This is a genomic window from Ectobacillus soli (assembly GCF_042610425.1).
Taxonomy (GTDB): domain Bacteria; phylum Bacillota; class Bacilli; order Bacillales; family Bacillaceae_G; genus Ectobacillus.
In genome coordinates, this window is record NZ_JBGJZM010000001.1 from 1,636,795 (window position 1) to 1,649,269 (window position 12,475).

The following is a 12,475-nucleotide window of genomic DNA, read 5'->3' on the forward strand; positions in this document are numbered from 1 at the left end:
ACTCCTTCTTAAACTCATACTACACATGCTACACATTCTTCCACTGTCAGTTTACGTGTTCTTGTATAATAAAGGCTTTTTAACCCTTTCTTATGAGCGTATATATAATAACGCGCTAAATCTCTTGTTGAGATATCACTATTTACATAGAGAATGGTGCTAATCCCTTGATCCACATGATCTTGAATTTCTGCAATTAAATCGATTAACTTAAATTGGTTCATTTCATAGGCTGATTTATAATACCAGAACGTCTCTCTAGACAAATATGGCATCGGATAGTATGTAGTTGCGTTTGCATACGTTCTTGACTCGATGATATTTACGATTGGCATTACGCTTGAAGTTGCATTTTGGACGTAGCTAATACTTTGCGTTGGCGCAATGGCAAGTCGGTATGCATTGTACAGTCCATTTGTTTGCACATTCTTCTTCAAATTGCTCCAATCTTCTTGCGTTGGAATCGGCATTCCTACAAATAAATCCCGCACCTTTTCTGTGCGCGGTTGATAATTCGTTTCTTCATATTTATGAAAATACGTTCCTTTTGCATATTCAGACTGTTCAAAGCCAAGGAAGGTTTCTCCCTTTTCTTTCGCAATCATCATACTCTTTTCAATTGAATAAAAATTAATCATCATGAAAAAGGTACGAACAAAGTCCTTTGCTTCTTCACTTTCAAAGGCAATCTTATTTTTTGCAAGGAAGCCATGTAGGTTCATGGCTCCAAGTCCAACCGAATGAAGCTCTTCGTTCGCTTTCTTTACAGTTGGTGCGTTTGGAATAACCGTCATATCTGAAACAGCAGTCAATGCTTCCATTCCTGCATGAACAGCCTCACGAATTTCTCTGTTATTCATCACGTTTACGATGTTTAAGGAGCCTAAATTACAATTAATATCACGGCGAATGATATCCATGTCCCCATAATCATTAATTTCAGACGTCTCCTGCAATTGGAAAATCTCCGTACAAAGGTTTGACATTTTCACAGTTCCGATATCTTTTAAAGGGTGCTTGTTGTTTGCGTTTGATTTAAACATTAAGTACGGATAGCCAGATTCCAATTGGATCATTGCAATTTTAACCAGCATTTCACGAGCACTTAAGTCAAGCTGCTTTTTTTCTACTAACGGGTTATTCAATAATTCATCATACATTTCATCAATATCAATATCGTCTAAATGCTTGCCATACTCTTTAAATACTGTGTACGGTGCAAACACATACAAAGGTTGATTTTTCTCTGCGAGCTCAAAAAATTTGCTCGGTACGATAATACCAATGGATAGGGATTGAATCCGCGTCTTTTCATCCGCATTGATTTTTTTTGAATCGAGAAACTCAATTATATCCCAGTGAAATATATTTAAATAAACAGCTCCTGCTCCTTTACGTTGGCCTAATTGATTTGCATAGGAAAACGAATCCTCGAGCAACTTCATAACTGGCATAACACCACTAGCGGCATTTTCAATTCCTTTAATTTGCTCTCCACGTGCACGTAGCTTGGACAAATTTAGCGCCACACCACCACCAATTTTACTTAGCTGCATGGCTGTGTTGATATTAAAGCCAATTGAATTTAAGCTATCATCTATTTCAAGTAAGAAGCAGCTCACCATTTCACCACGGCGACTACGTCCAGCATTTAAAAACGTTGGGGTAGCAGGCTGATAATTCTGTTTACTAATCATCGTTGCAAATTGCTTTGCTTTTGCTATGTCTCCGCGTCCTAAGAATAGAGACACAATGGCAACGCGGTCTGCATAGCTTTCTAAATAGCGCGTAGAATCATTTGTTTTTAACGCATAATCTTTATAAAACTTAGAGGCTGCCATATACGATTGAAAAACAAAATTGGCACCATATGTAATGGCGTACACCGCTTCAACTTCTTCCATCGTATATTGTTCCTGCACGTTATAGTAATAATCATTCTCGGTCATGAATGAAATACGTTCGGATACGCTATCAAAGTGAACCATATGTTCGTCCACTTCTTTTAGAAATTCTTCGAGTGCCTCCTGGTCTTTCTCAAGCTGATAGAAACCATCCTTCATCTTTGTAATTTCGTTATTTAATTCAATGTGCCGCAATCTCCCGCACCCTTTCCTTAAAGTATTCTACATCTCGCGTTGTACCGGACAATTCAAATTTAGATACAACTGGGACAAGATAATGATTCGCAATTTTATCTGCACTTGCTCCGTAGTTAGCACCCCAATTTCGATTTCCACTTGCCGATACACCCTTTAAGAAGGAATTATTGTTTTGTAAAAATTTCATCACACGGTCTGGAACATTTCCAAAACCTGTCGTATACGTTACGAGAACAAAATCTTCATTCATTACTAAATCTTCGCGAATTTGCATAGCTGGCATTCCGATCTTATGAATGAAGCGCTTTACATTCCCTGTCATAGAATCATACACAATTCGCATTGCAAGACCTCCACTTTTCACAGATACAATGGATGCACATCGTCCAAATGGGCGGTAATACCCCACTTTTCTTGTAAGTGGGGGCAACGTACATCAGATCCGTTTTTTATAACTTACAAACAGTAAGGATGGAAAATCAACTTACTGATGCATGTCTTCATTTCGTTCTCATCTCTATTTACCTATATATTGTAGTATGAATCATTAAACGACACAAGATATATACATAAAATAGTTAAGAACAAAAAAAATTGTTTTTCGACAAAAAACCGAACCAAAAAATAAGTACAAATCATATGAAACAACATTCTAAAAGACGTGTCAATAAAGTCTATTTCAAAAATCTTGTCAACGCATTTGTCTAGAAATATAAAAGACGAACTAACAATCTAACAAAGTATGAATAATTCGGCAAAAAAACGGTACATAAACAAAAGCAAAGAGACTCCATTTCTTAGAGTCCCTTTGCTTACTCGTTAGGATGCTCGTCATGCTGCTTTTCAATGTGAAGAACATCTTTCATTTGAATAAAATAATAAGTGCCTGACGCGTCACGAACAGTTACTCTATTTTTTTCTTCTACCACATCCCATATCCGTGCATCTATATCCAAAAAAGAATCATTGTGCAAAATCGTCATAGAGACGAAATCTTGACTTTTGTATGCCTCTACTATCTTTTTTTTCATTTCCCATAAGTATCGGCCTTCCCGTTTTCTTTTGCCTGGATATAATACAGCTCCAACAAATTTATGTCCTAATTTGTCTTGCCACATATAGTCCCAACGGGAAAGACGCATGTCCTTCTCTTCCAATCTTGTATTCCTCCTCTGCCAAACAACAAGTAATGTTAAGATCTCTCTGTTTCCATATATGTGTACACTACAATCGCATTATGCTGTGCGATGCCACGAAAGTGTTTAAAATCTGGTTGCTTTACAAGAACCTCCCGAAAGGAATAAAAATCATCCTTCTGTACTATATATTCCATAATCGCGCCCGTTCGAAGTTGTTGTAATACATCTTCTGCTACAGTTACATCCATATATTTCACCTCTATCGTAATTCATTTTACCTTGGTTTCCAAAATTCGACAAGATTATTAAAAAATAAAAACGTAAGCACGTCGTAACGCTTACGTTGCAGTTAAACCAAAGCCCCTTTTCATGCCTTCTAACGCTTTTGGAAATTCATAGGTCACGGTTCCCCAATAATCACTCGACACGAGCATCGGACCCGACCAACCACGCTTGCGTAATTCCTTAGCAATCATTCCGTTAAAATAATCATGTCCTACTAATGCAATGTGGTCATAGCAAATCGCGTATCCAATTAACAAATCGACGGCTTGTTTAGCACGTTCAGTTGCTTGTGTATAAGATTCAATATGATCAGAATAACCAGCCATCCAGAGGGTACGACTCATTGTAATCCACCCATTTGGCTTTAGCTTGATCCATAGTGGGACTTTTATCACATAGGGCAAATCTGTTTCAACAAAAATAGAATTTTGCACAAAGGAAAGAGAATCCGTTAGCAATGTAGCCGTCTGAATAGCTTGAGCAGACGTACTTGAAAGAACAATTTTAGCCGTACGAATAGCTTCCACCGTTTCAACTGGTATATTCTTCTCAGGCAGTATATTCTTCTTATTATACTGTACAAGCCATTTACGGAATTGCTTTGCATTCATAAAATCGGATGTCATTTCTTTGCGACCGTGCTTAATCAACGAGATTTTCATCTCACTCACACTCCGTTTTCATGAAAACTACCAGTAATCTGTATCGTTTGCTATATATATATATATCATACCACGTCAGAAGAAAGTAGATGCATCTATCACCTTTTTTTGAAATTCCACTTGTATCCTATTCCTTTTTAATCCAATTTGATTTATTTTCTCCTTCTTTTTTTCTTTTTCAAAAAAATTTCCAAACAAATTGCAAGGGAATCATTTACAAAATAGACTTTTTAGTTCAAAATAGACGAAAGTAGATAAAAAGTATGGTAATATTTGGTAAAAATATCTGCTAATACTTGTTTATGAGGAGAATGCTTATGAAGATTGCGGAAGCAGGAGACATTGTTGAATTTAAAGACGGATTGCAAGGCCGCGTTCAGAAAGTGAATCAAAACTCCGTTATTGTAGACATAACGATTATGAAGAATTATCGAGAACTCGATTTAGAGCCTCTAACCGTAGTCAATCATCGGAATTATCGCGTGGTTGAAAATCTATAAGGCTAGCGAAAACATTTTCGCTGTGCAAGTATAGCTATACAAAAAAGTGGCACAAGTACCTGTGCCACTTTTTTCGGGACGCTTATCGATTATCGATTTTTTCTGGATACATATCATGATTCATAAGGCGGTAATCAGCCATATCCTCATATTTTGTACCCGGCCGTCCATAGTTGCAGTACGGATCAATGGAAATGCCGCCGCGCGGCGTAAATTTACCCCATACTTCGATATAACGCGGGTTCATGAGCTCAATTAAATCATTCATAATGATATTCATGCAATCTTCATGAAAATCACCATGATTACGGAAGCTAAACAAGTATAGCTTCAGTGACTTGCTTTCTACCATTTTTAATTCAGGAATATAGCTAATGTAAATCGTAGCAAAATCAGGTTGTCCGGTTTTTGGCATCTGCAATTTGCAGGTGGACTATATCATGTTCTTAGTACACTGCGATATATACGAAAGAACCCTCGCGCTTCCATCATTTCTGATGTACTCTACTCTCTTCCACAATGCTACTTACTCGCTTCACAGTTGTGTGATTTCGATAGTCTCTGCACCTTCCCGAAAGCGGGCTTGGCTCAGGATTAGAATCGCTTCCTTCCCTGAATTCACGAGGTTTAAGCGACTGTGTCACCACAGAAGTGTGCCCTTATTGACACAAGCTAGTAAACTCCGGACAATTGAATTTGACAAAATAATCTCGTCCTTGATGATGATTATCAAACGTTTCTAAAACTTCGGGTGTATAATCAAACGCATAATTTGTTTGTTGATTTCCTAACAGCGTTACATCCTCTAACTCTTCGTTTTTACGTCCCGGCATGTTCTCTGCTCCTCTCTTATACTCCACGCTTATTGCCCCACACGAGCGTATGTAGCTGCGGGAGAACTGTTACATCATTCATATTCGATTCGATCACTTGATTAATTAACCATTCGTATTTATGAAGTAAATTCGTTACGAGCGTAGCATTCTGATCCGTATGGACATCGTCATTGCCTACCTGCACATAAAACGGAACGTCTGAATATCGTTGATGTACCTCTCTCGCATACGCAAAATCAGTTTCATCAAACACAACCACTTTAAGACTCATATGCTGATTACGTAGCCGCTGCACAATCGTATCTAGAATTTCAAAATTCGTTTCCATATGGGAGCTTGGTGGTTTGGGAGAGATAGTTACGTCGTCTATGTCAAGAAGCCACTCTTGCCATCTGCTACCTTGTGTTTCAATTGCGGTGCGAATATGATGTTCCTTCAACAAGGACACAAGATCGCCAATAGCTGGAATCAACACCGGATTTCCACCCGATATCGTAACATGTGAAAATCGATTCTCTCCTAAGCGCTGTAATTCTTCCCAAATTTCTTCGACGTTCATTCGCCTAATATGTTCCTTTGCTGACCCGTCCCATGTAAAAGCAGAATCGCACCATGCACAATGATAATCACATCCAGCTGTTCGAACAAACATCGTTTTTTTTCCGACGACCATTCCTTCTCCTTGAATGGTTGGACCAAATATTTCTAAAACCGGAATGTTAGTCAAGGAGCATCCACTCCCGTCTCATTTCAGCATAGCTAGTCGGTGTTTCATACAATTTCACAAATTCTACCCGTGCTTCTCGAAATTCCTTTGCACAACTCGCCAAGGATTCTTCCATTTTTTCAAAAATCCAAACGACCATGTTCTCTGCTGTTGTATTCATCGGTGGCAATGTTTCATTCAAATATCGATGATCTAAATAAATTTCAATCTGTTCTTTCCAAATTTTCTTTATATCACCAAAATCAACGGCAATTCCGATTTCATTTGGATATGCACTAATGCCAAACACAACTTTATACGTATGCCCATGCAAATTTTTGCATTTTCCTTCGTATGCATGTAAATGATGCGCAGCGTCAAATGTAAATTCCTTGCTGACCATTACACGTTTTGCATGGTACTTTAGCTGCGTCCGTTTTATATCAATATCTATTTTTTGTAAATTATCTACAATGCGAAAACCAAAAAAGCCTTGTTCCATTACGCATTCGCTCCTTCGCGCTCTGCGATAAACGTATCAAGACCAGCTTTTCGAAGCTTACATGCAGGGCATTCTCCACAACCATCTCCCATAATTCCTTCATAACAGGTTAATGTTTTTTCGCGGACAAAATTAAAAGCACCTAGTCTATCAGCCATTTTCCACGTCTCAGCTTTATTTAACCACATAAGAGGCGTATGGATAACAAACTCATAATCCATTGCTAAATTAAGCGTTACATTTAAAGACTTCACAAAAACATCCCTGCAATCCGGATACCCACTAAAATCCGTTTCACAAACACCCGTTATAATATGTCTTGCTCCTACTTGCTTTGCCAGCACAGCCGCAAAGGATAGAAACAATAAATTACGTCCATCTACAAACGTAGAGGGAAGTTCGCCGTCTTCCTGTGTAATTTCAATATCATTTCGAGTTAGTGCATTAGGAGCAAGCTGGTTTAACAAACCCATGTCAAGAATCGTATGCTTTATGCCCAGTTCCTTTGCAATGTTCGCTGCACATTCAATTTCTAAACGATGACGTTGATTATAATTAAACGTAACTGCTTCTACTTCCTTAAACTGCTGCAGCGCCCAAAACAAACACGTTGTACTATCTTGTCCGCCGCTAAATACAACAACTGCCTTTTCTTGCTTCATCATCGACTCATTCTCCTTTTCTCTCTTAAGAAAATTAGAAGACGAGTATTCTTGAACTTCATAAAAAACAAAACAAATCCTCTGGATGTTGTTTTTCTTAGTTTTTTATAGAGGGAGTTCGCGAACCTCTCCCATGCCTAGGCATGGACTTTCTTCCATTCAACTATTTTGTACGATAGGATACCTATGTATTGTAATAGAAAGAACAAAATTTCGCAACAGACCCTTCATCTAGTACAACTTTTACGTGGACAAATTATAGTATTTATATTTTTTTCTAATAATAGTATTATATACCTATAAAGATTTTTTCTTTGAAAGAATGAGGTGGTTTAGGTATTGAAGATTTTTATCGTCTACCAGCTGATGAACATGTTAATTATTTTAATTTCCACCTTAACATATCATCTTTTCTGGGTACAAAAAGGGAAACAACATCCCAAGCTTAGTTCCTTCATTTTCATTATTCTAAGTATATGCTCTGCCTTTCTTTGCATTACATTTGCAGCCCAGCCCTTTAGTGGCTATCGATTTGATATGAGACAAATTGTTCTCATTAGCAGTACCTATATTGGTGGTCCTGTTGCAGGAGGAATCGTATGGGTTGCAATGAATATATATCGTTTATTTTGGGGTGGTATCGGCGGGTATAATACCCTACTTGCTTCAACCATTCTATTTATAGTACTTATATTTACACGTCGAATTTATATCCAATCTACCTTTTCTAAGAAAATTGTACTGTCCATTTTCATCTCAGCCGTATTCTCAGGAGGTTGGATTCCATTTTTCATTGCTGAAGTAGGTCCAAAAGAATACATGGACTATATTATTGTATACCAACTTTGCAGCACGTTTGGAACTATATTAATACTCTATTTAATAGAAATTTTGCGTTCTCAGGTAAAACTCCAGGACGAACTTATGAACGCGGAAAAGTTTCAGCTTATTGGTGAAATGGCGGCTTCCATTTCACATGAGATACGCAATCCCCTCACTTCCACACGCGGTTTTTTACAGCTTCTTCAATCGGGAAATTGCTCGCGTGAAGAACAAAAGGTGTACTTAGATATAGCAATCAATGGGATTGACCAAGCAAATCATGTGCTTACGGATTACTTGACATTCGCTAAGCCAAGCATTGACAAAATGCAAACGTTAGATTTGCATCACGAGATAGCTAATGTTCTTAGTCTCATTACGCCGATGGCTAATTTTGCAAACGTCATCATTCAGTATAGTCCGCCTCATTATTCATCTTCCGTTCTTGGTGAAAAACAAAAGCTGCATCAATGTTTGCTTAATATTCTTAAAAACTCAATTGAGGCGATGCCTACGGGAGGAACTTTAACAATTTCAACAAAATCGTATGAACAAGAAATCGAGCTTCTAATAGAAGATACTGGAATTGGAATGAATGAAGATCAATTAAAGCGACTTGGGTCCCCCTTTTACTCTACGAAAGAAAAAGGGACTGGTCTAGGAATGATGGTCGTATTTAGTGTTATAAAGGCAATGGGAGGTACCATTGCCATATTAAGCAACCTCGATAATGGTACAAAATTCAAATTACGCTTTCCAATTGTAGTAAAAATGAAGAAAACGTAAACGTGGTACATTACGATTTCTTCATTTTTTCTATTACTGCTTTCTTTCATTCGATTTTTCGTTATCTGTAAGTTCTGCAAATGATTTCACTTTTCCATGTGGTTGTTGATTTTCTTTCCGTGATTTCCATTGTCGCTGTGCCTCTCGCTTTTGATCAGCCATGCCTATCATCTCCTTGTAAATCGTTTCTACATTAGAATGGCACATTCTGAAAAATATATTCTTTACAAATGGATTAGAAAGCATATACAAAACTTATAAAAAACTAATACATATCATGTGCATTTTTCATAACTATCATCTAGAATAATGCTTATGTAAGAATATTAAAGCAGAAAGGACTGACACTATGAACTTTCTAACAAGGTTTAGCTTAAAGAATGCGGTGGCTGTTTTCATCATCTCGTTTCTTCTCATTGTAGGTGGCTTATATTCTTTTAGCAGTCTAAAGGTAGATCTTCTTCCAAATGTTGAATTCCCGCAACTCTCTGTTGAAGTAGTATATCCTGGTGCATCCCCAGCAGATGTAAATGAACAGGTAACAACGAAACTCGAGGAAAAATTCAAAGGAATTGAGGGAATTAAAAAAGTAAGTAGCTCTTCTTTTGAAACGATGGGAATTGTGAATCTCGAATTTCCATTTAACACTGACATGACTAAAGTTGAGCAGCAGATTAACACACTAATCAAGGATGCCAAACTTCCTGATACTGCTCAAACCAAAGTAAATCGTTTTTCTTTTGGAACATTTCCAATTTACAACATCTCCATTTTCGGGAAAGACCATGCGGATGTTCAAACTTTATTAAAGGATGAAATCATCCCGGAATTAAACAAAATCCCTGGTATAAACAGTGTAACGATCGGCGGAACGAAAGAAAGTCTTGTGCAAATTACTGTAGATAAAGAAAAGGCTACACAATATGGCTTAACCCTTAGTAGCATAAAGGATCAAATTAATGCAAAATACTTATCCTTTCCTGCCGGGCGGGTTAACACTTCTGATCTACAAGTACCCGTACGTGTCGATGAAAAAGTAGATCAAGTGAAAAAATTAGAGGAATTGCAACTAACAGTTGGTTTTTTAGGTACAAAAACGACAGGGGGTACTCCAACTCCTGTAGCAGCTCCAATTTTATTGAAAGATGTTGCCAAAATTGAAGCCATAACAGATCAAGCTGAAAAAACACGCTACAATCAAAAAGATTCCATTTCAATGGCCATTACGAAAAAACAAGATGCCAATACTGTTGAAGTGGCAGATAAAGTAATGAGTACATTAAAGAAATATGACGACAAAATCAACTACAATATTGGATATGACTCAGCTAGCGGCATTAAGCAATCCGTTGAATCTCTTGTAAAAGAAGGATTACTTGGCGCATTATTTGCTTCAATCGCTGTACTTTTATTTTTACGCAATATTCGAGCGACCATTATTGCTATAATCTCGATTCCACTTTCACTGTTGTTTGCAAGCATCTTCCTAAGCAGACTTAATATTTCACTTAACATTATGACGCTTGGTGGTATGGCAGTTGCTGTCGGTCGTGTTGTGGATGACAGTATCGTTGTAATCGAGAATATCTTCCGCCGCGTACGAAAATCGAAGGACGGCATGTCTAACGAACTGGTAGAAAGCTCGACCAAAGAAATCTTAAAAGCCATTACAGCCTCCACCATTACAACGGTAGTCGTATTCCTACCACTTGGATTTGTCGGTGGCATTACAGGGGAATTCTTCCTACCATTTGCTTTAACCGTAGTATTTTCTTTACTAGCATCACTTTTAGTTGCCATCACAGTGGTGCCAATACTAGCTCGCTTTGCCTTTAAACAAGCGCCGAAAGAAGAAAAAGAAAATACACTGCAACGTGCCTATGCTCGGGCCATCTCTTGGTCTTTAAACCATAAGGCGATCATCCTCATTTCTTCTTTTGTTTTACTAATTGGTTCCTTTACACTCGTTTCAGGACTAGGTTTTACTTTTATCCCGAACGAACAGCAAAAGACACTAGTAGCATCTATTGAACTTCCTGCCTCAACATCCGTTTCTAAGACAAACGATATTTCCTTAAAAATGGAAAAAATGTTTGCAGAAAAGAGTGAAATTAAAGAAGTAACAACTAGTGTTGGTGGACGTAACTTTAGTACGGGCCTAAAACGTGAAAATCAAGCCAACTACTTCATTAACTTGAAGGACGTAACAGATGTTCAATCTTTCATTCCAAAGCTTGAAAAAGATATGCAAACGCTCGCCGATGAAGATGCAAAAGGTACAAAACTCGGCGTACAAGAGCTATCTAGTGGCGGTCCGCCATCTAACAATAATGTCGACATTGATTTGTATTCAAATAACTTAGATTCGTTGCAAGAGGCTGCAACGAAAGTCGAAGATTATTTGAAGAAAAATGATAATTTAAAATACGTTACAAACAATTTCTCAGAAAAACAAAAACAATATTTAATCCAAATTAAATCGGATAAAGCAAGCGAATATGGTTTATCTGGATTCCAAATTCTCGGCACTATTTCTGATCAAACAACTCCTGTTAGCGTTGGTACACTAAAACTGGACAACAAGGACCAATCCGTACAACTATCGTATGATAAATCTCTTACATCTCGTGAAGATTTAGAGAAAATCACTTTATTTAGTCAGCGCGGGCCTATATCACTAAGCGATGTTGCAGATGTGAAAGATGCAGACACCTTTACGTCCATTCAAAAACTAGATGGTAAAGTGTATGCACGTGTATCTGCACAAGTAAAAGGAAACAATACACAAAAAGTGACACAAACTGTAGTGAGCGGCGTTAAAACAGACCTCACGCTTCCAAAAGATGTTTCTCTGACTGCTGGTGGCGGAAGTGATGATACGGTAAAAACATTCCAAGATCTCTTACTTGCTATGCTTGTAGCAATTGGTCTTGTGTACTTAACCATGCTAATCACATTTGGAAAAGCACGTATTCCATTTATAATCCTTTCTTCCTTAATATTCGTTCCAATTGGTGCATTCGTATTCCTATTTTTAGCCAAAGAACCTTTATCGGTTAGCGTAATGATTGGATTCTTAATGCTCATTGGTATTGTTACAACAAATGCAATTGTTTTAGTTGATCGTATTGGTCAAAACCATAATTTAAAAGGAATGACGATTCGTGATTCCTTAATTGAAGCTGGAAAAACTAGATTACGCCCAATCCTAATGACAGCTTTCGCAACAATAACAGCTTTGATTCCATTAGCACTAACTTCTTCTTCAGGAACGCTTATTTCAAAAGGCTTAGCAATTACAGTAATCGGCGGCTTAACTTCTTCTACCTTATTAACGCTCATTATCGTACCAATTATGTATGAGCTATTCTTCCGCAGAGAAGCGAAAAAAGAACGGAAACAAACGAGTAAATGAAGTGAAATAAAAAAGAAGTTCCAGTTTAGTATAATCTAATCTGGGCCTTCTTTTTTCA

Annotated in this window: 13 protein-coding genes, 1 pseudogene and 1 riboswitch; of the genes and pseudogenes, 3 read left to right on the forward strand and 11 right to left on the reverse strand. The window is 37.6% G+C overall.

The genetic code is table 11. The features are described from left to right. Positions 1–14 precede the first annotated feature (14 nt). From nrdE to ACAN53_RS08530, 5 genes are all read right to left on the reverse strand, one after another. Positions 15–2,099, reverse strand: a complete 2,085-nt coding sequence (gene nrdE / locus ACAN53_RS08510; protein WP_379968978.1) for a class 1b ribonucleoside-diphosphate reductase subunit alpha — start codon at positions 2,097–2,099, stop codon at positions 15–17. Then, complete coding sequence (nrdI, locus tag ACAN53_RS08515; protein ID WP_379968980.1) at positions 2,086–2,445, reverse strand: class Ib ribonucleoside-diphosphate reductase assembly flavoprotein NrdI; 360 nt, start codon at positions 2,443–2,445, stop codon at positions 2,086–2,088. The genes nrdE and nrdI overlap by 14 nt, the downstream gene beginning before the upstream one ends. Positions 2,446–2,914: 469 nt before the next feature. Continuing rightward, positions 2,915–3,259, reverse strand: a complete 345-nt coding sequence (locus ACAN53_RS08520; protein ID WP_379968982.1) for a hypothetical protein — start codon at positions 3,257–3,259, stop codon at positions 2,915–2,917. A 35-nt stretch (positions 3,260–3,294) separates the two neighbouring features. Further along, the gene (locus ACAN53_RS08525) at positions 3,295–3,489 is read right to left on the reverse strand and encodes an abortive phage infection protein (RefSeq protein WP_379968983.1); all 195 of its coding nucleotides are present in this window, start codon (positions 3,487–3,489) and stop codon (positions 3,295–3,297) included. Between the two features lie 90 nt (positions 3,490–3,579). Next, positions 3,580–4,188 carry a histidine phosphatase family protein gene (locus ACAN53_RS08530; RefSeq protein WP_379968985.1) on the reverse strand — a complete coding sequence of 203 codons (609 nt, stop codon included), beginning with the start codon at positions 4,186–4,188 and terminating at the stop codon, positions 3,580–3,582. A 317-nt stretch (positions 4,189–4,505) separates the two neighbouring features. Between ACAN53_RS08530 and ACAN53_RS08535 the strand changes: the two genes are divergently transcribed. Beyond that, the gene (locus ACAN53_RS08535; protein ID WP_379968987.1) at positions 4,506–4,688 is read left to right on the forward strand and encodes a YkvS family protein; all 183 of its coding nucleotides are present in this window, start codon (positions 4,506–4,508) and stop codon (positions 4,686–4,688) included. An 82-nt stretch (positions 4,689–4,770) separates the two neighbouring features. Here the strand turns inward: ACAN53_RS08535 and queF are convergent. The 5 genes and pseudogenes from queF to queC form a co-directional block, all read right to left on the reverse strand. Beyond that, positions 4,771–5,100 (reverse strand): annotated as a pseudogene (gene queF, locus ACAN53_RS08540) (preQ(1) synthase); the annotation flags it as partial. Positions 5,101–5,347: 247 nt separating this feature from the next. Next, positions 5,348–5,521 (reverse strand): hypothetical protein, encoded by a 174-nt coding sequence (locus ACAN53_RS08545; RefSeq protein ID WP_379968989.1) that lies wholly within the window; start codon positions 5,519–5,521, stop codon positions 5,348–5,350. Between the two features lie 16 nt (positions 5,522–5,537). Next, entirely contained in the window at positions 5,538–6,251 is a 714-nt protein-coding gene (queE, locus tag ACAN53_RS08550) for a 7-carboxy-7-deazaguanine synthase QueE (RefSeq protein WP_379968991.1), read from the reverse strand. Beyond that, a complete protein-coding gene (queD, locus tag ACAN53_RS08555) occupies positions 6,244–6,732 on the reverse strand; it encodes a 6-carboxytetrahydropterin synthase QueD (protein WP_379968993.1) in 489 nt (162 codons plus the stop codon). The genes queE and queD overlap by 8 nt, the downstream gene beginning before the upstream one ends. Next, positions 6,732–7,394 (reverse strand): 7-cyano-7-deazaguanine synthase QueC, encoded by a 663-nt coding sequence (queC, locus tag ACAN53_RS08560; RefSeq protein WP_379970291.1) that lies wholly within the window; start codon positions 7,392–7,394, stop codon positions 6,732–6,734. The genes queD and queC overlap by 1 nt, the downstream gene beginning before the upstream one ends. A 91-nt stretch (positions 7,395–7,485) precedes the next feature. Further along, positions 7,486–7,529, reverse strand: a riboswitch (PreQ1 riboswitch). 237 nt (positions 7,530–7,766) lie between these two features. Here queC and ACAN53_RS08565 point away from each other — a divergent pair. Further along, positions 7,767–9,002, forward strand: coding sequence for an ATP-binding protein (locus ACAN53_RS08565; protein WP_379970292.1), 1,236 nt, complete (start codon positions 7,767–7,769; stop codon positions 9,000–9,002). A gap of 33 nt (positions 9,003–9,035) precedes the next feature. On the opposite strand, the gene ACAN53_RS08570 is transcribed toward ACAN53_RS08565, so the two are convergent. Then, positions 9,036–9,164: a DUF6254 family protein gene (locus ACAN53_RS08570; protein ID WP_379968995.1), complete on the reverse strand. Its 129-nt coding sequence runs from the start codon at positions 9,162–9,164 to the stop codon at positions 9,036–9,038. 187 nt (positions 9,165–9,351) lie between these two features. On the opposite strand from ACAN53_RS08570, the gene ACAN53_RS08575 reads away from it, so the two are divergent. Continuing rightward, on the forward strand, positions 9,352–12,417 hold the full coding sequence (locus tag ACAN53_RS08575) for an efflux RND transporter permease subunit (RefSeq protein WP_379968997.1): 3,066 nt from the start codon (positions 9,352–9,354) through the stop codon (positions 12,415–12,417). Positions 12,418–12,475 lie beyond the last annotated feature (58 nt).